The organism is Undibacterium sp. GW821-FHT07F11 (assembly GCF_059418665.1).
In genome coordinates this window covers 115,470-136,415 of the sequence record NZ_JBWKQH010000009.1, presented here as the reverse complement: position 1 = coordinate 136,415, position 20,946 = coordinate 115,470, and the positions used below count along the sequence as shown (strand labels likewise).

Annotated in this window: 18 protein-coding genes; 10 read left to right on the top strand and 8 right to left on the bottom strand. The window is 50.7% G+C overall.

What is annotated here, in order from left to right; genetic code table 11:
* Positions 1-17: 17 nt before the first annotated feature.
* From AC07OI_RS21955 to AC07OI_RS21945, 3 genes are all read left to right on the top strand, one after another.
* Positions 18-1,766, top strand: coding sequence for a sensor domain-containing diguanylate cyclase (locus tag AC07OI_RS21955; protein ID WP_492708052.1), 1,749 nt, complete (start codon positions 18-20; stop codon positions 1,764-1,766).
* A 93-nt stretch (positions 1,767-1,859) separates the two neighbouring features.
* Complete coding sequence (locus AC07OI_RS21950; protein ID WP_492708050.1) at positions 1,860-2,687, top strand: SAM-dependent methyltransferase; 828 nt, start codon at positions 1,860-1,862, stop codon at positions 2,685-2,687.
* A gap of 241 nt (positions 2,688-2,928) precedes the next feature.
* The gene (locus AC07OI_RS21945; protein ID WP_492708048.1) at positions 2,929-3,327 is read left to right on the top strand and encodes a hypothetical protein; all 399 of its coding nucleotides are present in this window, start codon (positions 2,929-2,931) and stop codon (positions 3,325-3,327) included.
* A 132-nt stretch (positions 3,328-3,459) separates the two neighbouring features.
* On the opposite strand, the gene AC07OI_RS21940 is transcribed toward AC07OI_RS21945, so the two are convergent.
* The 5 genes from AC07OI_RS21940 to AC07OI_RS21920 all read right to left on the bottom strand — a co-directional run bounded on the left by AC07OI_RS21940 (position 3,460) and on the right by AC07OI_RS21920 (position 6,512).
* The gene (locus AC07OI_RS21940; RefSeq protein WP_492708046.1) at positions 3,460-3,675 is read right to left on the bottom strand and encodes a DUF3820 family protein; all 216 of its coding nucleotides are present in this window, start codon (positions 3,673-3,675) and stop codon (positions 3,460-3,462) included.
* A gap of 4 nt (positions 3,676-3,679) precedes the next feature.
* Entirely contained in the window at positions 3,680-4,342 is a 663-nt protein-coding gene (locus AC07OI_RS21935; RefSeq protein WP_492708044.1) for a DUF2242 domain-containing protein, read from the bottom strand.
* Between the two features lie 41 nt (positions 4,343-4,383).
* Positions 4,384-4,581, bottom strand: a complete 198-nt coding sequence (locus AC07OI_RS21930) for a hypothetical protein (protein WP_492708042.1) — start codon at positions 4,579-4,581, stop codon at positions 4,384-4,386.
* A 195-nt stretch (positions 4,582-4,776) separates the two neighbouring features.
* On the bottom strand, positions 4,777-5,496 hold the full coding sequence (hutC, locus tag AC07OI_RS21925; protein ID WP_492708230.1) for a histidine utilization transcriptional repressor HutC: 720 nt from the start codon (positions 5,494-5,496) through the stop codon (positions 4,777-4,779).
* 80 nt (positions 5,497-5,576) lie between these two features.
* Positions 5,577-6,512 carry a LysR family transcriptional regulator gene (locus AC07OI_RS21920; protein ID WP_492708040.1) on the bottom strand — a complete coding sequence of 312 codons (936 nt, stop codon included), beginning with the start codon at positions 6,510-6,512 and terminating at the stop codon, positions 5,577-5,579.
* Between the two features lie 148 nt (positions 6,513-6,660).
* On the opposite strand from AC07OI_RS21920, the gene AC07OI_RS21915 reads away from it, so the two are divergent.
* Complete coding sequence (locus AC07OI_RS21915) at positions 6,661-7,437, top strand: 3-oxoacyl-ACP reductase family protein (RefSeq protein WP_495258700.1); 777 nt, start codon at positions 6,661-6,663, stop codon at positions 7,435-7,437.
* Between the two features lie 177 nt (positions 7,438-7,614).
* Positions 7,615-8,421 carry an isocitrate lyase/PEP mutase family protein gene (locus AC07OI_RS21910; RefSeq protein ID WP_495258699.1) on the top strand — a complete coding sequence of 269 codons (807 nt, stop codon included), beginning with the start codon at positions 7,615-7,617 and terminating at the stop codon, positions 8,419-8,421.
* 128 nt (positions 8,422-8,549) lie between these two features.
* Here AC07OI_RS21910 and AC07OI_RS21905 read toward each other — a convergent pair whose 3' ends face one another.
* Together AC07OI_RS21905 and AC07OI_RS21900 are read right to left on the bottom strand one after the other, a co-directional pair.
* On the bottom strand, positions 8,550-9,035 hold the full coding sequence (locus AC07OI_RS21905) for a GNAT family N-acetyltransferase (RefSeq protein ID WP_492708034.1): 486 nt from the start codon (positions 9,033-9,035) through the stop codon (positions 8,550-8,552).
* On the bottom strand, positions 9,032-9,439 hold the full coding sequence (locus tag AC07OI_RS21900) for a rhodanese-like domain-containing protein (RefSeq protein ID WP_495258698.1): 408 nt from the start codon (positions 9,437-9,439) through the stop codon (positions 9,032-9,034). Before AC07OI_RS21900 ends, AC07OI_RS21905 begins: the two co-directional genes overlap by 4 nt.
* A gap of 301 nt (positions 9,440-9,740) precedes the next feature.
* Here AC07OI_RS21900 and hutU point away from each other — a divergent pair, with 301 nt between their 5' ends.
* The 5 genes from hutU to AC07OI_RS21875 all read left to right on the top strand — a co-directional run bounded on the left by hutU (position 9,741) and on the right by AC07OI_RS21875 (position 18,896).
* The gene (gene hutU, locus AC07OI_RS21895; protein WP_492708031.1) at positions 9,741-11,441 is read left to right on the top strand and encodes a urocanate hydratase; all 1,701 of its coding nucleotides are present in this window, start codon (positions 9,741-9,743) and stop codon (positions 11,439-11,441) included.
* Positions 11,442-11,514: 73 nt separating this feature from the next.
* Complete coding sequence (gene hutH, locus AC07OI_RS21890; RefSeq protein WP_495258697.1) at positions 11,515-13,056, top strand: histidine ammonia-lyase; 1,542 nt, start codon at positions 11,515-11,517, stop codon at positions 13,054-13,056.
* Positions 13,057-13,161: 105 nt separating this feature from the next.
* Positions 13,162-13,770: a HutD/Ves family protein gene (locus AC07OI_RS21885; RefSeq protein ID WP_492708028.1), complete on the top strand. Its 609-nt coding sequence runs from the start codon at positions 13,162-13,164 to the stop codon at positions 13,768-13,770.
* On the top strand, positions 13,770-14,993 hold the full coding sequence (hutI, locus tag AC07OI_RS21880) for an imidazolonepropionase (protein ID WP_495258696.1): 1,224 nt from the start codon (positions 13,770-13,772) through the stop codon (positions 14,991-14,993). The genes AC07OI_RS21885 and hutI overlap by 1 nt, the downstream gene beginning before the upstream one ends.
* A gap of 123 nt (positions 14,994-15,116) precedes the next feature.
* Positions 15,117-18,896 carry a DUF748 domain-containing protein gene (locus AC07OI_RS21875; RefSeq protein ID WP_495258695.1) on the top strand — a complete coding sequence of 1,260 codons (3,780 nt, stop codon included), beginning with the start codon at positions 15,117-15,119 and terminating at the stop codon, positions 18,894-18,896.
* A gap of 94 nt (positions 18,897-18,990) precedes the next feature.
* Here AC07OI_RS21875 and AC07OI_RS21870 read toward each other — a convergent pair whose 3' ends face one another.
* On the bottom strand, positions 18,991-20,622 hold the full coding sequence (locus AC07OI_RS21870; protein ID WP_495258694.1) for a M28 family peptidase: 1,632 nt from the start codon (positions 20,620-20,622) through the stop codon (positions 18,991-18,993).
* Positions 20,623-20,946 lie beyond the last annotated feature (324 nt).

Sequence of the window (20,946 nt, the reverse complement as noted above, 5' to 3'; positions counted from 1 at the left end):
ATTCTCCGGCACAAGTGATGATTTCTTTTAGAGTCTTTCGATCTTTCATTGTATTGCTGCTTGTCGCCGGAAATTCCCTTGCTTACGCTCAGGAAAGCAAGGAAAAAGATATAGATGATCTGCTCTCGACAGTTGCGCAGGATATACGTACTGCACCGGAAAGAGCAAGTAGTACACTTGCAAAACTGCAAGGACTTGAATCCAGTTTTAACGCGACTCAGCGCAGCCGCTTTTATTTATTGAGTGCTTCTGCACTTGGTTTTAAAGGGCGGCATAAAGAGCGTGTTGAGCTGGTAGAGTCAAATATCGACAAGGTCAAAGACCCTGATTTTCAGGCACGTCTGTTATATCAATTGACTTCTGGATATACCAGCCTGGGTGAATACGAAAAAGCCCTGATGGCAATGAACAAGAGCATTGTTTTATTGCCTCAGCTAGTTAATCAGAATGCCAAGTTGGATGCACTTCAATCAGCAATCACGCTGCTTAATTCTTTGCATGCTTATGATGAGGCCTTGAGTTATAACGACAGGATGCTTTCGTTTGATGCCAAAATCAAAGAGAGTGGCTCCAAATGCATAGGCCTGGCAAATCTTGTTGAAATTAATCTCATGCGTGGCGAAAGACAACGCGCCAGATCCATATTGCCTGAGGCTATACAAACTTGCGAAGAGCACGACAGGAGTTTTATCGTCCTGATATTGCGTTCCTTGGCCAGTGTGGATTTGATCGATTCAGGTAATTATTTGCAAGGCCGGGGAGCAGGTCTGCCTTTGCTGGCAGAATTTGCCAAAACCAATCAAAGCTCTGATTACCTGACTCAACTTGAAGATGCATTGTCACGCGCATACATGAATGCGGGAAACCTTGAGCAGGCAGAACGTTTTGGTTTGCAGGCATACCTGCATGCGAAGTCAGGTAGTGCGGTCCAGCTCATGGAGAAGACCGCCGAGACCATGGCAAGCATCAAGCGCGCTCAAGGTCAGTATGCAGGTGCTCTGGAATATTATGAAGCGGCTCTGGTATTGAAGAATAGAGTGCTGGATGATCAGTTGCACAAAAATCTCGCTTATCAGCGCGTGAAATTTGACACGCAAGACAAAGCCATACAATTAAGCTTGCTGGAACAAAAGAATAAAATTCTTGCGGTAGAACGTGAACTGGAAAAAAAGAATAATCAGAATTTGATATTGGTTATTGTTTTGGTCGCAGTGATTCTGGTTCTGCTGTCACTCTGGCTGATCAAAACACTACAGCAAAAAAATCAGTTCCGCCAATTTTCACAGACCGATGGCTTGACTCAGGCAGCCAATCGCATGCATTTCATGACCTGTGCAAACGAAGCATTCAAGATGCGCACCGGCAGTATGAGCATCATTTTATTTGATATGGATTTGTTTAAAAATATCAACGACTCCTATGGTCATGCGACTGGCGACTGGGTACTAAAAAACGTATGTGAAACCATTAAAACTCATTTGCGTAAAGTTGATTTGTTTGGCCGTCTTGGCGGCGAAGAATTTGGTATCTGCATGCCTGATTCCAGTCAGGCGTCTGCACTGCAACTAGCAGAGCGTTGCCGCATGGCGATTGCGATGATCGATACCGAACCAAGCGGACATATCTTTTCTCTTTCGGCCAGTTTTGGCGTGGCCACGGTGGATAGTAACGGCTTGAACACCTTTGATGCCACTCTGGAGGCCGCTGATAAAGCTTTATACAGCTCCAAGGCCGAAGGGCGAAATTGTGTGAATGTGTTCAGATAAGGACGAAGAGGTTCATCGCATTCACAACTCATGCAATACGATTAAGAAATACATTTCCATTTGCCCCTACACCCTGGTGAAAAATAATTATCTATGACTAATAGCAAACAAGGATCGCTGGTATGTGTGGGTACTGGCATGCGCATGGCAGGACAAATGACGCCGATTGCGCAAAGTTACATTGAGTCTTTTGATGTGGTAGTGGCTGCGATTCCGCATATATTCACCCGTAAATGGCTCATGGATGTCGCCAAGGAATATATTTGCCTGAATTCCTATTATGAAGACATGAAAATTGACGGCAAAGACAGGCGCGACACATACAGGCGCATGGCCGACACCATTCTGACAGAAATGCGCGCTGGCAAACGGGTATGCGCTACCTTTTACGGACATCCGGGAATTTTTGCCTGCATCTCTCACATGGCAATTGCAGACGCCAGAGCAGAGGGTTATCAGGCACATATGGAGCCCGGTATTTCGGCCCTCGATTGCCTGGTTGCTGATCTGGGCATAGACCCCGGGAGCCGGGGTATGCAATCCATGGAAGCGACCCAGTTCATGATCTACCATCGCTTGATTGATCCAACAGCATTGTTGATACTGTGGCAGCCTGGTATCGCGGGTGAACTTGCGTTGAAGAAACTGGAGACAAATGAAGAGTATCTGCAAGTGCTGGTCAATAAACTCGCACGCAGCTATCCGCTGGATCATGAAGTGATTTTGTATGAGGCTGCGACTGATCCTCTTGAAAAAACACGCATGGACAAGATTCGTCTTGGAGACTTGCCGCAGATGCTGTTGAAACAAATTACCACGCTGGTGATACCACCTGCAAAAGCATTGGAAAGAGACCAGTCAATTATTGACCAGCTCAATGCCATTGCCGCGCAAAGAGGGCAAGTTCAGCAGGCTGCCTGAAAGAGAGCCGTAGCAAGGGTTTTGTTGCCGCCCGGCATTATTGTGGATGAAGCTGATAAGCACAAACTTGTTATTGACTGCATACCAGTGGCAAAATCCCTTAAAAGTGGCTAAATGTTAATTTAATCAACATCATGATTCAACTTCTCAGGTTACAAATATCTGCTTTCAATTTGATTTACACTTAATTAGAATTGGTCGCGTGAGACAAAATGGTTTGTCAACAAGTTGGGGGATACTGATGAAAAAAATGATCAAAAATGCATTGTTGGGACTGGCTCTTGCTGGTGGTTTGTCGGTAGCCTGTGCTGAAGGCGTAGACACTTCTGTTGATGGCATCTTCAATGCACTGACAACGACAAGCAATTTGCAGGCAACTGTGGATAATCTGGTTGCCAGCGGTGCCAATCCACAATCCATCGTTTCCGTCGCAGCGGCAGCTGGCATTCCCCTGGATACAGTCAAGGATTTGCAAGTTTGCGTGAATTCTGCAGCACCTGATGCTACCGTACTCAGCGCTTCCTGCATGAGACAGCGCAGTCTGGTAACTGCCTATGCAGCAGGCGTGAATGACCCTATGAAATTCCTGCCAGCAACTGCTGCAGGCAAGCGTCAAAACAAAGAAGTCAAAACTAATTAATTAGCCTGGACTGGCAAAAAAGGCAGGCATGTTGACCATGTCTGCCTTTTATCGTTTTGAACCTGTTGATGGTGTGCTTACCGGCGTATTTGCCGGTGTGCATGCTTTATCCAGTCCTGAAAATCTGCTTTCTCAGGACTTCTTTCTGAGTGGAGCGAGCAACTCACCCAGATCATTGTGATCAATCTCATACATTAATTCCAGCAGGCGGCCAATTTCGCCCTTGGGGAAACCTTCACGTGCAAACCAACCCAGGTAATGCCCGGGCAAGTCAGCGATGGCGGTATCCTTGTATTTGCCATAAGGCATCTTGAAACTCAGCAGTCTTTGCAAATCGTCGGCTTGCATGAGTCTAGTCCTCAGATTTTTTGCCGGATTCTACTGGCGGCGGTGTGCCTGCCGCAGGCTGACTCGCCGGTGTTGCCGTTGTGACCGCTGGGGCTGGCGTGGCCGCTACTGTTTTCTTTTCTTCTTCAGCTTCCTGTACATAAGGTACGCTATCCAGGTAGCGATCTACCAATTCAAAGAATTGCTCGTAGAACTGACCGGTAGGAATGGTTTCACTGGCAACTTTGACCAGCGCATCATCTGTAGAACCAAAAGGCAGGGAGACTGAACCCAGGGCACTGACACCGATGCTGGCTGAAGTGTTGCTTTTCTTTAAGGAATAGCGGTCCCGCACAGCATTCGCAAAAACGGTCGTGCTATTGCTACCCTTGCTGTCTGCCACGCAGACAACATTGAATTCAATCTCGGCATGGACATCTGCTTCCGGCTGGTATTTCCTGCGGCCTTTGAGGACAGAAGGTTTCCAGTCGCTGATGACATAACCCTGGCTCAGCAGTGCGCGACGGGCTGCTTCGCAAGCACTTTTTTCAGTGCCAGGAAAGCCTCGTGTAAATACCCCGGTAGCACCAAATTCTTCATGCTGCATGCCGGCATGTTTGGTGGTCGTGCAGGCGCTTAATAAGCCAAGGGAGAGAGTGAATGGTACTAAAAATTTTCGGTGAATCATCTTTATTTCAATATGCTTTAGAGGTGCGCTTGCGCGGGCACTCAGGCCAGCGCTTCTTTGGCTGCCTCTTCCGGTGTTAATCCGTCAAAAAACAGATCGGTGAACCACTCTATCTGCTCTTCTATGTGGTCTTGCGCCTGGTTGACGGTAGCACCGCCAGCGACCAGGAAAGCTTCTACTTCCGTACACCAGGCAATCAGTGCCTCGGTTTCCGGGTCTAGTTCATTCTTTTTTGCCATGATGTTTCTTTCCTGCTTATTTGAGCGTAGCCCGTATTTTAACTTGCCAGCACCCTGGAGGTGTTACAGCTACATTAAATACCAAGCTACACATGCCAGATTATTAAGGTATAACGCGGTGGGGGATGATTTGGGTGACAGATGCAGTAGAAAATTTTAAAGCCAAAGAGCTCACCAAAGAGGAAGGATCTAAAACTAAAAACTCCCCGCAAACTGATATCGCTTACCCGGGTGCCACATGGTTACGCTGGTGGCGATCATGTCGCGTGAGCGGGTGGTTCTGTGCAAGACCAGGCAGGCTTCCTTGGCTGAGATATGCAGCATCTCGGCTATCTGTTTTGGTGGCAGCACGGCTTCTATGCTGTAGTCGACACCCTGCAAAGGGGCGACTGCCACCAGATATTCATTCGGGGTCATGACGCTGAAGTCTTGTTGCAGGTATTCTGGTGTCACACTGGAGTTGACCCAGCGGTCTTCCACCTGTATTGCCACTTCGTTTTCGAAGTGGACAATCACAGAGTGAAATAGCGGATGTCCAGCTTTGACCTGGAATTCTGCGGCCCGTTGTTCAGTCGCGACTTCTGCCTTCAGTTCATGCAATTCGCTACGGTGAGCATGGCCGCGTGAACGGATTTCTTCAGCGATGCTTTTGATTGCGACCAGAGTTGCCTGGTATTTTTGTTGCGCCACATACGTACCAGAACCCTGGATGCGCGTCAGGATTTGTTCGCTGGTAAGTTCACGCACGGCACGGTTGACCGTCATACGTGACACGCCAAACTGGCTGGCCAGCGCAGTTTCAGCAGGGATGGCATCACCTTCTTTCCATTTGCCTGACTGGATTTCCTGGAGCAGGGTATCTTTGATGACTTGAAAGGCTGGAATGTCTGGCTTGCTGGGTTTCACAGGATAGATGGCTTAGAGTGATGGGTGTCTGCATTTTCTCATAGCACAGCAGTGATAGCGAATATATTGGCCGACATTGTCATTTACTGTCACTTTTTGCGCGGCAACGCAGAAAATTTACCAGCGATATCCAGCTCACGAAAACGCATGAGGATGAAATCGACAAACAGCCTGGTCTTGGCAGGCATGAGTTTGCTGCTGGCATAGTACAAGGCAATGGGGCCGATATCTGCATACCAGCTAGGCAACAGACGCAGCAATGCACCACTTTCCAGATAGGGCAGTGCATGCAGCCGCGGTACCATGGCCACGCCCAGATCCAGCAATGCTGCGCGGCACATGGCTTCGGGGTCATCCATGATGATACGTGGCTTGAGTTCCATATGTGCCTCTTCTCCCGGAGTGGTTCGCAGCGTCCATGAGCGCAGCCTGCCACTTTGCGGTGAGCGCCGCATAATGCCATCCAGTTCTGCGAGGTCGGCGGGCTTCAATGGCGTCTTGTGCCTGGCGATATAGGCAGGCGAGGCAACCGGTATCACATGCGCGCGCCCGATTTCACGCGCGATAACACCCGGCACCAGCTCTATACCGCCACCAATGGCAACATCAAATCCTTCAGCGATCAGGTCTACGCTGCGGTTATCAAAGTGCAGGTCAGGTATCACGTCGGGGTAGGTGTTAATAAAATCATTCACTACAGGCAAAACATAATCTCGCCCAAAGGCCAGTGCCAGGCTGATTTTTAATATACCAGCAGGTTTGCCTGCAACGTTTTCTACATTCGCCAACGCCGCCTGTATGCTGTCCAGCCCGCCACTGACCTGTGCCAGAAATACTTCTCCTGCTTCAGTCAGCATCAGGCTGCGCGTGCTGCGCTGGAATAAACGTATACCCAGACGCGACTCCAGTTTTGCGACATTTTTGCTGACCGCCGCTGGTGTCAGCCCCAGATTGCGCGCCGCCTGGGAAAAACTGCCTGCTTCTGCGCTGCGCACAAAGGATTCGATGCTGGAAAGGGTTTCCATGATGAGCTTTCTATTTTCAACCTTTAGTTGAAGGTAATGTAATCGATTATGGACTATTTGTAATCATTTAAAAAGCACAAAATAGCTACATCCAATCCCGGATTAGCGAAATTCAACCGAACCAAACTGAACTAAACAGGAGAACGACATGACACAAACATTCAACACTCAAGCAAACACATCCAAAGCAAACCTGGCTGGTAAAACAGCCCTGGTCACCGGCGGTTCACGCGGTATAGGTGCAGCCATTGCACGCAAACTGGCAACAGACGGCGCTGCAGTTGCCATCACTTATTCCAGCAGTGCGCAGCAGGCAGAGCAACTGGTGGCTGATATACGCTCAACTGATGGCAAGGCACTGGCTATTCGCGCTGATGCGCAAGATGCAGATGCAGTCAGGCAGGCAGTTGCAAAAACGGTCGCAGAATTTGGTGGTCTCGATATCCTCGTCAACAATGCGGGTGCACTGGTTGCTGGCGGTATTGCGGATATCAGCATGGACGATTATCAACGCCTGATTGCTGTCAACGTGACCGGTGTGTTTGTTGCCTCGCAAGAAGCGCAGCGTCATATGAAACAGGGTGGCCGTATCATCAACATAGGCAGTGTCAACAGTGATTATGTGCCAGTACCTGGCCTGTCACTGTATGCGCTGACCAAAGGCGCGGTAGCTTCTTTCACCCGTGGCCTGGCACGTGACCTGGGCGCACGTGGCATCACCGTCAATAATGTACAGCCCGGCCCGGTTGATACAGAAATGAATCCAGCCAACGGTGCTTTTGCCGACACCATGCGCAGCTATATGGCGACAGGTAAATACGGTACAGGCACACAGATCGCCAGTCTGGTTGCTTACCTGGCGAGTGAGGATGCAGCATTCATTACTGGTGCCAATCTCAAGGCAGACGGTGGCTTTGATGCCTGATATGCTTGAAGTGTGCAGATAAAAAATGCATGAATCAAAGAGCCGGATTGTCTGCAGGTTTGTGCAGCGCAGCCCGGCTTTTTTTGTGTGACAATAGTGGCCGAATCCGGCGGGATATGTCCTGTCGCATTGCGTAAGATTTCGATGTTTCCCACCTGATTAACATTTGGAGTTTTCATGACAGCCACAAGCTTCAGTACATTCAAAGAATTGCACGAGGGCAGTACACCCTTGTTGTTACCCAATGCCTGGGATGCCGCCAGTGCAGTCCTGTTTGAGCGTGATGGTGCCACAGCGATTGCCACCTCCAGTGCCTCGCTGGCCTGGGCACTGGGCTATGCTGACGGTGGCACCTTGCCACGTGACGAGTTGCTGGCAGCCGTGCGACGCATCATGCGCGTCATCAAAGTGCCTTTGTCGGTGGATGTTGAAGATGGCTATAGCGACGATGCTGATAGCGTCGCTAACCTGGTAGCAGACCTGCAGCAGTATGGTGTGGCTGGTATCAATCTTGAAGATGGTGGCGGTGCGCCAGAATTGCTGGTAGCAAAAATCAAGGCCATTCGCAACAAGCTTAATGGTGCCGGATTCTTCATCAACGCCAGGACGGACGTGTATCTGCGTGGACTGGCGAGTGGCGATGCTGCTGTACAAATGGCGATTAGCCGTACCCAGGCCTACCAGACTGCCGGAGCCAGCGCAGCCTTTTTGCCAGGGCTGTGCGATGCTGCAGCAATTTCTACTATTGCACAGGCACTCGATATTCCGGTCAACATCATGGCTGTGCCTGGCATGCTGGACATCAGCCAATTATTTGCTGCCGGTTGCCGTCGTTTCTCATTGGGGCCTGTGCCTTTCCAGCTTGCTTATCATCATGGCAGGGAGGGTGTGCACCAGTTTTTGCATCAGGGACAGACAGCTTCATTATTCAAGCATGAGCTAAGCTATCCATATATGAATGCAGCCTTGAATGTTGATGGCTGAAATGGGCAAGTGACACTAGGCTGGGGGAAACAGATCATCCACGCGGGATGATCTGAAAAAATATTCCTGAATTTGAGTGGGCTCAGCCCGTAATTCAAGGGGGAGGATGTTAAGTTTGATTGATAAATTCAGGACGTGAGCTGTAGCACCCACGCTTCCCAGTCCATTACCGGTTCACCGCCAAGCTGTCTGTAAAACTGTTTTGCGTTGCTATTGTCTGGCAGTACATCCCATTTTAATCTGCCGCAACCATGCTGCCTGGCATCGGCTATCACGGTTTCCATCAATGCCTTGCCGATGCCAAGCTGGCGTGCTGGTGTGGTAACGTATAATTCTTTGAGTCGCCAATCCGGACGCAGGTCGTAGGTAAAAGCGATTTCGACCAGGACTGCATAACCTAGCAAAACGCCTGCTGGTGTCGCCGCCACATAAGCCTTGAATTGTGGCCGTTCCGTATCCAGTCCACGTGCCAGCAAATCCTCGATGGTGACGCGAAATTCAGTCAGGTAGCCTTCAAAGGCGGCCAGTTCACGCATCAATTGCAGCAAGCCCGCCACGTCGCTGGCCAGGGCAGGACGTACGCTGAATGCCGTTGTTTTTACCCCCGGGCTCATGCGAGTTCAGTGACTTCTGTTGTCAGGCTAAAACCTTCATCAACCCAGCCAGTGATGCCGCCTATCATGATTTTTACAGGGCGGCCAAGCTGCGCCAGTCTGATCGCCGCCTTGGTCGCACCATTGCAATGCGGGCCTGCGCAGTAAGTCACAAACAGGGTATCTGCCGGATAGCTGGCCAGTTTGGAGGCGATGATCTTGCCTCTCAACAGGTTGATAGCGCCGGGCACGTGACCTTTTGCATAAGATTCTGGGCTACGAACGTCCAGCAAGACAAAATCAGCCTTGCCTTCAGACAAGGCGTGGTGAGTATCCCAGCAATCTGTCTCAAAACGCAGGCTGTCTGCAAAATGGGCAATGGCTTCCTGGCTGCTGGCTGCGGCGACTTCAGTGACGACGGACATGGTTTTTGCCTTTCATGAGTGGGTTGAATATGTAGCTATTGTCGGCCTCTTCATCTAAATCGAATAGTGGCGTTAACGGCATGATCCGGTAATATCGCGCCAAAATCTCAAGCGGGCAAAATTTTTACAAAATCCCTCAAGTATTCGCTTGCAAAAGTTGTATATACAACTTAAACTTTCTCTCACTGATTCAGCTTTGTCCGGTTTTATTGCTTTTTTGTTTGCTTGACCGGATTCTTAAATTTGGGCGGTATATCTGCGATTTTGCCGCTATCCTGTATTTAACTGATGGAGAGAGACTATGAACAACGATCCACGCTGGGATGCCACTCGCGTAATCCACGCACCACGCGGTGCTGAAAAAACCTGCAAGACCTGGGTGGCCGAGGCGGCCTATCGCATGATTCAGAATAATCTTGACCCGGCGGTGGCAGAAAACCCCAAGCATCTGGTCGTCTATGGTGGCATAGGTCGCGCAGCCCGTAACTGGGAATGCTATGACCAGATCCTGGCATCGCTCAAAGAACTCAATGAAGATGAAACCCTGCTGATACAGTCCGGCAAACCGGTAGGCGTATTCAAGACGCACGAAGACGCACCCCGCGTGCTGATCGCCAATTCCAATTTGGTACCCAAATGGGCCAATTGGGAACATTTCAATGAACTCGACCGCAAGGGCCTGTTCATGTATGGCCAGATGACTGCCGGTAGCTGGATATATATAGGCACACAAGGCATTGTCCAGGGTACGTATGAAACATTTGCAGAAGCAGGTCGCCAGCATTTCAATGGTGATTGGGGTGGCCGCTGGATATTGACAGCTGGTCTCGGTGGCATGGGTGGCGCACAACCTTTGGCTGCTAGCTTTGCCGGTGCCGTATCTCTTAACATCGAATGCCAGCAATCAAGCATAGACTTCCGCCTGCGCACCCGTTATGTCGACAAGCAGGCCAAAGATCTTGACGATGCGCTGGCACTCATCAAGCATCATTGCGACCGTAAAGAAGCGGTGTCGATTGCCTTGCTCGGCAATGCCGCAGAAATCTTGCCAGAACTGGTCAAGCGCGCAAAAGCGGGCGGCATGAAACCTGATCTGGTAACAGATCAAACTTCTGCCCATGACCTCATTAATGGTTACCTGCCTATAGGCTGGACAGTGGCTGAATGGAAGGCTGCGCAACAAGACGCTGCCCAGCATGCCAAACTGACTGCTGATGCCTCACAGGCCTGCGCCGTACATGTGCAAGCCATGCTGGATTTCCACGCCATGGGTATACCGACAGTTGATTACGGCAATAACATCCGCCAGGTGGCTTTTGATACCGGTGTCAAGAATGCCTTTGACTTCCCTGGCTTTGTACCTGCATATATCCGCCCGCTGTTCTGTGATGGCAAAGGCCCATTCCGCTGGGTAGCCTTGTCTGGTGACCCGGAAGATATCCGCAAGACCGATGCCAAGATCAAGGAACTGTTCCCTGAAAATAAAGGTGTGCACAAATGGCTGGAAATGGCCGGTGAACGTATAGCCTTCCAGGGTTTGCCTGCACGTATTTGCTGGCTGGGCCTGGGGGAGCGTCATATCGCAGGTTTGGCCTTCAATGAAATGGTCAAAAATGGCGAATTGAAAGCACCGATCGTCATTGGCCGTGACCATCTGGACACAGGCTCAGTCGCCAGCCCCAACCGTGAAACCGAAGGCATGCGCGATGGTACGGATGCAGTGTCCGATTGGCCATTGCTTAACGCTTTGCTCAATACTGCTGGCGGCGCCAGCTGGGTATCACTGCATCATGGTGGTGGTGTGGGCATGGGTTATTCTCAGCATTCTGGCATGGTCATTGTTGCTGATGGTACCGAAGCTGCCGCTAAACGTCTGGCGCGTGTACTGGTCAATGACTGTGGTTCTGGCGTCATGCGTCATGCGGATGCGGGATATGAGCAGGCCGTTGCATGCGCTGAACGTGAGGGCTTGAATTTACCTATGATTGCCAAAGCAAAGTAATCAAGCACCGCTTTACTCCCTCCCCTTGAAGGGGAGGGAATTAAAACGATATTTAAAGTATTCAGGAAAAAACATGAGTAATCATTTTGAAATTCAACCCGGTCAATTCACGCTGAGCGACCTGCGTGCTATCTGGACCAAATTCCAGCCGTTGAAGCTGGCAGAGTCCGCCTATGCCGCCATCAATGCCGCTTCCGCCACGATAGATAAAATCGTGGCAAAAGGTGATGCGGCCTACGGCATCAATACCGGTTTCGGCAAACTGGCGAAGACCCGTATCCCTGATGACCAGTTGGAACTCTTGCAGCGTAATCTCATCCTTTCGCATTCCGTCGGTTCTGGTGAATTGATTTCGGATGAAGTCGTACGCCTGATCCTGGCGATGAAGATCGCCAGCCTGGCGCGTGGTTTTTCCGGTATCCGTGCTTCTGTGATCGATAGCATGATCGCCATGTATAACGCAGGCATCATGCCGACTATCCCGGTCAAGGGTTCGGTGGGTGCATCCGGTGATCTGGCTCCGTTGTCGCATATGACGCTGGCTATGCTGGGCGAGGGTGATGCGCGTGTTAATGGCAAGCTTGTGCCTGCCAAAGAAGCACTGGCTGCTGCCGGTATCAAGCCTGTCGTATTGGCTGCCAAGGAAGGCCTGGCTCTCATCAATGGTACACAGGTATCCGCGGCACTTGCTTTGAATGGTCTGTTCCTGGCAGAGCGTCTGCTGGAAGCCGCGACCATTACCGGTTCCTTGTCAGTCGATGCCGCCAAGGGCAGCGATGCTCCGTTTGATGCGCGTATCCATAGCAGCCGTGGCCAACCTGGTCAGATCGCGACAGCACAGATTTATCGCAACCTGCTGGCTGGTAGTGAAATTCGCCAGTCTCATCTCGTTAATGATGAGCGCGTACAAGATCCATATTGCCTGCGCTGCCAGCCACAGGTCATGGGTGCTTGCCTCGACATTATCAATAATGCGGCACGTACCTTGTTGATCGAAGCAAATGCAGTGACGGATAACCCACTGGTGTTCGTGGAAACCGGTGAAGTTATCTCTGGCGGTAACTTCCATGCAGAGCCTGTGGCTTTTGCGGCAGATACCCTGGCACTGGCAATTGCCGAGATAGGCTCCATCTCTGAGCGTCGCATCGCCTTGTTGATCGATTCATCGATTTCTGGCCTGCCACCTTTCCTTGTGCCTTCATCCGGTTTGAATTCTGGTTTCATGATCGCCCATGTGACGGCCGCGGCGCTGGCTTCTGAAAACAAATCACATGCCCATCCATCCAGTGTCGATAGCATTCCGACTTCTGCCAACCAGGAAGACCATGTCAGCATGGCGACCTATGGCGCACGCCGTTTGCATGAAATGGCCCACAATACAGCGACCATCGTTGGCATAGAATTGCTGGCGGCGGCACAGGGTGTGGATTTCCATGCGCCTTTGCAAACATCAGCGATGTTGAAGCAAGTCCACACGCTTTTGCGCGAAAAAGTGGCTTTCTATGACAAAGACAGGTTCTTCGCCCCTGATATAGAAGCAGCAAAAGCGCTGGTCGTCGAAGGCCATTTGAGCGCACAATGCCAGCAGTTGTATCAAAATCTGTATTTGGCTTGATTCTGCTTGAACCTTAGCAGTTTGAATTAAGCAGTTTGTATTAAGATAATGGCTCTCTCATCTGGGAGGGCCATTTTTGTATTTTGTTGAAAGCTTTTGATTACCATGCGTAAGTGGACAAGACTAGACTATCAAACCATGCCATGGAAAAATGGCGGCGGCAGCACGACTGAGCTGGCGATATTTCCTACAGACGCCAGTCTCGATCATTTCGTCTGGCGTTTAAGCACGGCTGAAGTCAGCAGCAACGGCCCGTTTTCGCATTTTGCCCAGATAGACAGGACGCTGGCGATTTTATCGGGCGAAGGCTTGATACTGCATAGCGATAGCGAGCAGGTTCATGGTCAGAGTGTTTTCCTCAAACAGGATAGCTTGCCGCATCAGTTCAAAGGTGAAACGCCTATCAATGCCGAACTCTTGCATGGCACAGTGCTGGACCTGAACATGATGACGCGGCGCGATGTCTGCACCCATCACATGCAAAGGCTGGAAGCAGGCAAGCATTTCATCGAAGCCAATGATGCCCAGCAGCTTTTGTTGTTCTGCGCCAAAGGCAGTGCCCGTCTGGCCACAGGTGAGACTTTGCAAGACTATGATTGCTGCCTGTTTGAAGAGGAGCATGAGCATCAGGGCATACGACTGAACCTGCACGCTGATGAAGACGCGGTACTGTATCTGATACGCATACAATTTTTGAGCATGGGTGACAGCTGATGAGTTCAACAGTTTTATCCTGGGACAGCCTGTGGATCAATGTCCACCTTGCCCGCATGACCGACGGTTATGGCGAAATCAGGGATGCTGCCATCGCAGTCAGGGATGGCAAGATCGCCTGGCTGGGCGCGCAGAGCGAATTACCCGCAGAATATGGTGCGGCCAAAACCCACGACGGCAAGGGTTGCTGGTTGACGCCCGGCCTCATCGATTGCCATACGCATCTGGTGTATGCCGGTAACCGAAGCAATGAATTTGAAGCGCGCCTGAATGGTGTCGCTTATGAAGAAATCGCCAGGCAGGGCGGCGGTATCAATGCCACCGTGCGTGCCACCCGTGCTGCGAGTGAAGATGAACTCCTGGCTGCCACGCTGCCGCGTCTGCATGCAATGCTGGCCGAAGGTGTGACTACACTGGAGATCAAATCCGGCTATGGCCTTGACCTGGAAACCGAGGCCCGCATATTGCGCGTGGCCAGGCGCATAGGGCGTGAATTCCCTGTACGCGTCAAAACTACGTTTTTAGGCGCGCATGCCTTGCCGCCCGAATATGCAGGCAGGGTCGATGATTACATCAAACTGGTTTGCGAGCAGATGTTGCCTGCTTTGGTGGCTGAAGGTCTGGTTGATGCAGTCGATGTGTTCTGTGAAAAAATAGGATTCACGCCAGCGCAAACAGAACTGGTGTTCCAGGCTGCACAAGCGCACGGCTTGCCAGTCAAGCTGCATGCTGAACAATTATCTGATCAGGGCGGTGCAGCATTGACGGCACAATATAAAGGCCTGTCTGCAGATCATCTGGAATATTTGTCAGATGAAGGCATAGCAGCGATGGCAGCCAGCGGCACGGTGGCCGTGCTGTTGCCAGGTGCGTTTTATTTTTTGCGCGAAACCAAATACCCGCCATTGACTGCCATGCGTACGGCGGGCGTGCCGATTGCGCTGGCAACGGACTGCAATCCAGGTACTTCACCCATGACTTCGCTGTTGCTGACCATGAACATGGCTTGCACACTATTCCGCATGACACCGCTGGAAGCGCTGCAAGGCGTGACTTGCCATGCAGCACAAGCTCTTGGATTGAGTGCAGAAACTGGTAGTTTGGCGGTAGGCAAAGCGGCTGATTTTGCGCTGTGGGACATCGCCAGACCCGCGGACCTGGCCTATCACATCGCGGGCAACCCCTCGCAAGCCAAAGTGTTCGCAGGTAAGTTGCTGGCCTGATGATGCTTGAATTTCTTTGCTGATTGACATTTTTTAACCCCGCTTAGACGGGGTTTTCTTTTGATCGTTGTCGTTGAAGACTATAATCTTATTCAGCCACATACAAACGCACCAGACTCTACTATGACGACAATAAAACAAAAAATCACCAATGCCAACCAACGCTGGCACTTGGGGCGCTGGGCCGCAGGCCTGGTGGGTTTGGTATTTTTGCTGGCAGCGCTGAGTTGGGCTTTTTTGCCGGGTGTCGTCAAACGTATCGCTGCCGAACAAGTGCAGCAGCAGATAGGGCGTAAGCTGGATATGGCGGATATCCGCTTTTCACCTTTCAAACTGGCGCTGACGATAGATGGTTTGACACTGTACGAGGCTGACCAGCGTACACCGGCAGTCAAAGTCAGAGAACTGGTACTGAATCTGTCGCTGGCATCGCTGTTTCGTCAGGCCCTGATCGTCGATGAAGTCAGGCTCACCGAACCTTATGTGCATATTATCCGTACTCCGGGTGAAGGCTATGGCCGCTACAACTTCAGCGATATACTGGAGAAAATTGCAGCCATGCCCAAGAGCGAATCGACGGCACGCTTTTCTCTGGCAAACCTGCAGCTCGCAGGTGGACGCATAGAGATAGATGACAAGGTCGTCAATGAGCAATTCAAGATAGAAGCACTGCAAATCGGCGTGCCCTTTGTGTCCAACTTCCCTAATCAGGTAGAGAGTTTTGTCGAACCCATGCTGTCGGCCAAGGTCAATGGTTCAAACTTTGTGCTCAAGGGTAGGGCGAAGCCATTCACGAATAGCCTGGATACTTCTCTCGCAATTGATCTTGACAAACTGGACCTGACACAATATCTGCCCTATGTGCCCGTAGCCTTGCCAGTGAAAATCCAGAACGCAAAATTGTCGACCAAACTGGATTTGATTTTCAGCCGCAAGAATGCCCATGCCGAATTGCTGCTGGCGGGTGATGTCAATCTGGATGACGTGCATGTCAACGATAAGGCGGATACACCTTTGTTGAAGCTGGGCAGCTTGCATGCACAAATCAAGCAAGTGAATGTCATGACAGCCGCAGCCAGCATCAGCAAGCTGGAATTGTCTTCACCAGAAATCTGGCTGGATATCAATCAGCAGGGGCAATTGAACTGGGCTAGCCTGGCCACCCCACCTGCGCCCGCTACTCCGTCCAAAGATAGCAAAACGAACACTAAGAATACGGTAGTGCCTGTAACGGCTAGCACCGCTTCTGCCGCATCATCCGTGGCAGTGAGCGCGGCAAAACCGGTCGCTGCCTTGCAGCAATTGGCAGAATTGCAGCTGTCAAAAGGGGTTTTGCATTTCCGTGATGCCAAGCACGCTAACCCTGCACAAACCGTCAACCTCAAAGATATCAGTCTGACCGCGCGTGGCTTATCTTCTGCAGCAGATGCCAAAGCGGCTGCGTTCAAGTTTGCACTCAGTGGTGAAAACGATGAGAGCTTGAAACTGGAAGGCGAGATGCAGCCACTGAATGGTACGGCCAAGGCGCAACTGGCTTTAAGCTCCTGGTCTCTGGCTACTTACCAGCCTTTGCTGAGTAATTATCTGCTCGCCAGTGTCAGTGGTAAGTTTGATGTGAATGCGCAATTGCAAGTGCAAAAAGGTCTGGTGCAAGTTGATGATCTGGGCATGAAACTCAGTCAGTTCGCCATCAAGCCCAAGTCTGCTGATGATGGCAGTTTCAACCTGAAAGCATTGACGGTAGATAAGCTGACCCTGAACATGGAGAGCAGGCAAGTCAATATAGGTAGCGTGCTGTTTGATGGCCTGGTGACGGATGTGCGGCGCGATGAACAAGCGGTATTAAACCTGAAGAAATGGCTGAAATCCAGCTCAAGTGCCAATGCAGGTACCAGCCCGGCTGCGCCTGCCGCAGTAGATAGTGCCGCCACTAGCACGCCTGGCGCTGCCGCTACGGCAACATGGAAAGTCAATCTTGCCAGTCTGGATTTCAAGGACAGTGCTGTCAGCTTCAATGATAAATCCATGTCGCCAGAAGTGAAGTTGAAGCTGGATGCCTTCAATTTGCATGTGGAAAAACTCAGCAGCGATATGTCGCAGCCAGTGAAAATGACTTTGCAGACCAATATAGGAAAAAAATCCAAACTGGCTTTAGACGCAACAGCATCCAGCCAGCTAAAAAGCATCAGCATGAATCTGGATGGGCAGGGTTTGCCTGTGTCGGCATTATTTCCGTATGTGTCACCTTATGTGAATGCCGCATTGACACGTGGCAGGGCAGATATCAAAGGCAAATTAAACCTGAGCAATGTACTCGACAGTAACAGGCAAATTAATTACGAAGGCATGCTGGCACTGAATGACTTCCACCTGCTGGAAAATGGTGCTGAAGAAGATTTCCTGGAATGGAAAAACATCGCCATGGATGGCATCAGTGCACAGATCGGTGGCGACAAGCAGTTGGTTACCCTCAAAAAACTGGCACTCAATGATTTTTATGCGCGCGCCATTTTGTCTGCCAAGGGTAAGCTGAATATACAGACTATCCTCAGTACCAAGAAAGCTGATGCGGAAGAAGCAGAAGCAACCGCAACTGCAGCATCGCCAGTAGCGCAGACAGACGATGCTGCGGTAAAAGCCGTCACCAGCAAAACGGCGACGACGAATATCGTTACCGTGCCCTTGCCAGCCAAGCCAGAAAAAACCAATCCGGTCGTGATACGCATAGCCCAGACCACATTGAAGGGTGGCAATATCAATTTTACCGACAATTTCGTCAAGCCAAATTACACAGCCAACCTGACGGGTGTAACAGGCACCATAGGTGCGATCGCGTCCGACAATCCGCAACCAGCGACCATAGAACTGACTGGCAAGGTTGATGATGATGCGCCTCTGGTGATCTCGGGCAGCCTGAACCCTCTGGCCAGCCCCATGTTCATGGATGTCAAGGCCAGCGCCAATGGCCTGGAATTGACACGGCTGACGCCTTATGCAGCCAAGTACGCTGGCTACGTCATAGAAAAAGGCAAGCTGTCCATGCAAGTATCTTACCGCATAGAGAATCAGCAATTACAGGCAGAAAATGATGTGCGCCTTGATCAACTGACTTTCGGTGAAAGAGTGGACAGCCCGACGGCAACCAAATTGCCCGTGATGCTGGCAGTTGCCTTGTTACGAGATAACCAGGGCCGTATTGCCATTAACTTGCCTATTACCGGTTCCCTGTCTGATCCGCAATTTTCAGTGGGTGGCATCATCTTCAAAGTCTTCATGAATGTGATTACCAAGGCTGTGACTTCACCATTTGCTTTATTGGGATCGATGTTTGGTGGTGGGGAAGAGCTGGCTTATACCGAATTTTTGCCAGGCCAGACCAGTCTGACGCCTGCCGCGGCTGCCAAGCTCGATAGTCTCGCCAAGGCGCTTAAAAATCGTAGTGCCCTGAAACTGGACATCATAGGTCGGGTAGAGCCAGCGAGCGATGCTGACGGCATACGCCAGATATTGCTGCTGCAAAAAATGCGTGAACTGAAATGGAAAGACGTGCATCAAAAAGACCGTACGATCAAAAAAGAAGACATCGTCATTACGGATGCTGAAAAAGCCAAGTATGTGGAAGAAGTCTATCAGGCAGAAAAATTCACCAAGCCACGCAATGCCATTGGCCTCGCCAAGACTCTGCCAACGGCAGAAGCCGAAAAAATGATACTCGCCAATACCCAGGTTACCCCGGAAGCCTTGCGCTCTCTGGCACAAAAACGCGCTGACGCCGTGCGTGATTATCTGGAAGATGTTTCTGGTGTTGAACGTGAGCGCTTATTCCTGATTGCCCCCAGACTCAGTGCCGATGGCATCAAGGATAAGGGCAGTCCGAACCGGGTGGATTTCTTGCTGAAATAGGCTGAACAAGGTGGAAGCGATATAGTCTTGCGATGAAGCGGCACGGTAAGCAGGGATCTGTACTGGAGTATTCGTTGTCCCTGCCACAATCCTGTTACTGCGCTACACGCCTGTATCTCGCATCTTTTTTCCAGACCGGCATCGCAGTGTCGTTGCCAAGTGCATAACCCAGATTTAAAGTAAATTGCGCCTGCTGTAGCATGCCGCTTAAATCCCATGCCGGGTTATAACGATCGCGCGGGGTATGGTAGTCTTTTTTAAACGCTTTCATTTGTGCTGCTTCTTGCTCTGCATCGTGATCAAAGGCAAATGATCCATCACCAGAAAACACGGCGGAACCGACATTAAACGCCGGAACACCCGCCCGCACAAAATTGAAATGATCGGCGCGAAAGAAGGCACCTCCTAAATCGGGAACGGGTGGTGCAATGCGCAAGCCCATTTTTTTGGCAACGGACGTGGCGCTGTTAAACAGGCTGCTGTGCTCACTGCCTGCTACGCCGATGTCCTGGGTTTTGCCGACAAAATTCATGCTGTCCAAGTTGAGATCAGCCGCAGTTTTTGCCAGTAGCCATAATGGGTGTTGAACGTAAAATGCACTGCCAAGCAGGCCTTGTTCTTCCGCCGCAGGCCATAAGAAAATTTGTGTGCGTTTCGTCGGATGTGCCACTGCAGCTTGCGCCATGACCAGCAATGCAGCCGCACCGGAAGCATTGTCCACGGCGCCATTCCAGATTTGTGCAGGTTTGCCGGGTTCTTGTACTATGCCCAGATGATCCCAGTGCGCGGAATACAGTACTGCCTCATGTTTAAGTTTTGCATCCTTGCCAGGGACCATGCCAATGATATTTTGCTGCTCCACTTTACGCACGCTACTGCGTAATGTCACATGAACCCTTGCATCGATTGCGACCGGCCTGAATTCACGGGTTTCAGCGAGTGCACGCAGCGCATCCAGGTCTTGCCCTGCTGCAGCGAACAGCGCCTTGGCAATATCTTCCTGTAGCCAGCCTTCCAGTGCATTGCCGTTATTGCCGTCGCTGCCAAGACTAAAGCGTTCATGGCTAAAAGATGTTTGTGGCACGTTCCAGGCGTAACTGGCTGAGGGTAAAGTGTGTATCAATAGCACACCCGCGGCACCTTGCCGTGCGGCTTCTTCAAACTTGTATGTCCAGCGGCCATGATAGGTGAGCGCTTTTCCCGCAAAACGATTTGGTTCCGCCAGGGTTGGCTGAGGATCATTAACCATCATGATCAGCAATTTGCCTTTGAGATCGACGCCTTTGAAATCATCCCAACGCTCTTCTGGTGCGCGTACACCGTAACCGACAAATACCAGCGGAGCACTGAAATCATTATCAGCTTTGCCGTTGGAAGAACCATACACAATCTCAGTCCCCAGGGCTGGCGAGAGGGTAGCTTTGTTAGTTTCAAAACGCAGTTGGCTACTGCTGAGCGTTTGACTACCAACCAGTGTCACAGTTTGCCTGTAGCCATTTGCGCCCGGTAGCTGCACCAAACCCATTGCTGCCGCTTGCGTTTCCAGGTAGCGCACTGCAAGATCGCCGCCGCGTTGTCCGGTACCACGTCCTTCCAACAAGTCGTCAGATAAAAATGCCAGATGCGCACGCAAGGGAGCTTCTTGCACTTGCTGCGCCTGTGTAGCATGATGGGACAGCGCAAAATTTAAAACTATGCTGGATATGACGGTTAACACGAGGCGCATCAGTATTCCTATAAATTGATTTGATTTGCCGCCAGATCATATTACAAAGTCGGTGTTTTTTATTTGCCAATAGATATCAACGGTTCACAGAAGCAGGATAATAGCCATTATCGTTGCAGTACAAGATATGTAGGTCTCACAGAGACGCTACCATATTGATGAACTATGTCAGGTCAACATACTTGGAAACGGCGGTGTTACCCCTTAATTATTTGCCTTATAGTAAGAGTAATCTTGATCGTCTGACGGATAAGTGAATAATTATTTCAAAAATACATTTTTAGTGGGAACAAAAAGGGGATTTAGGTCCTGACTTTGTTGTCG

What these genes read in the sequence shown, in the direction of transcription:
- hutI (WP_495258696.1), top strand. Translation starts at nt 13,770, where the DNA reads ATGAGTTCAACAGTTTTATCCTGGGACAGCCTGTGGATCAATGTCCAC.
- AC07OI_RS21900 (WP_495258698.1), bottom strand. Translation starts at nt 9,439, where the DNA reads ATGTCCGTCGTCACTGAAGTCGCCGCAGCCAGCAGCCAGGAAGCCATT.
- AC07OI_RS21930 (WP_492708042.1), bottom strand. Translation starts at nt 4,581, where the DNA reads ATGGCAAAAAAGAATGAACTAGACCCGGAAACCGAGGCACTGATTGCC.
- AC07OI_RS21875 (WP_495258695.1), top strand. Translation starts at nt 15,117, where the DNA reads ATGACGACAATAAAACAAAAAATCACCAATGCCAACCAACGCTGGCAC.
- AC07OI_RS21940 (WP_492708046.1), bottom strand. Translation starts at nt 3,675, where the DNA reads ATGCAAGCCGACGATTTGCAAAGACTGCTGAGTTTCAAGATGCCTTAT.
- AC07OI_RS21905 (WP_492708034.1), bottom strand. Translation starts at nt 9,035, where the DNA reads ATGAGCCCGGGGGTAAAAACAACGGCATTCAGCGTACGTCCTGCCCTG.
- AC07OI_RS21935 (WP_492708044.1), bottom strand. Translation starts at nt 4,342, where the DNA reads ATGATTCACCGAAAATTTTTAGTACCATTCACTCTCTCCCTTGGCTTA.
- AC07OI_RS21910 (WP_495258699.1), top strand. Translation starts at nt 7,615, where the DNA reads ATGACAGCCACAAGCTTCAGTACATTCAAAGAATTGCACGAGGGCAGT.
- AC07OI_RS21870 (WP_495258694.1), bottom strand. Translation starts at nt 20,622, where the DNA reads ATGCGCCTCGTGTTAACCGTCATATCCAGCATAGTTTTAAATTTTGCG.
- hutU (WP_492708031.1), top strand. Translation starts at nt 9,741, where the DNA reads ATGAACAACGATCCACGCTGGGATGCCACTCGCGTAATCCACGCACCA.
- AC07OI_RS21920 (WP_492708040.1), bottom strand. Translation starts at nt 6,512, where the DNA reads ATGGAAACCCTTTCCAGCATCGAATCCTTTGTGCGCAGCGCAGAAGCA.
- AC07OI_RS21955 (WP_492708052.1), top strand. Translation starts at nt 18, where the DNA reads ATGATTTCTTTTAGAGTCTTTCGATCTTTCATTGTATTGCTGCTTGTC.
- AC07OI_RS21945 (WP_492708048.1), top strand. Translation starts at nt 2,929, where the DNA reads ATGAAAAAAATGATCAAAAATGCATTGTTGGGACTGGCTCTTGCTGGT.
- AC07OI_RS21885 (WP_492708028.1), top strand. Translation starts at nt 13,162, where the DNA reads ATGCGTAAGTGGACAAGACTAGACTATCAAACCATGCCATGGAAAAAT.
- AC07OI_RS21915 (WP_495258700.1), top strand. Translation starts at nt 6,661, where the DNA reads ATGACACAAACATTCAACACTCAAGCAAACACATCCAAAGCAAACCTG.
- AC07OI_RS21950 (WP_492708050.1), top strand. Translation starts at nt 1,860, where the DNA reads ATGACTAATAGCAAACAAGGATCGCTGGTATGTGTGGGTACTGGCATG.
- hutH (WP_495258697.1), top strand. Translation starts at nt 11,515, where the DNA reads ATGAGTAATCATTTTGAAATTCAACCCGGTCAATTCACGCTGAGCGAC.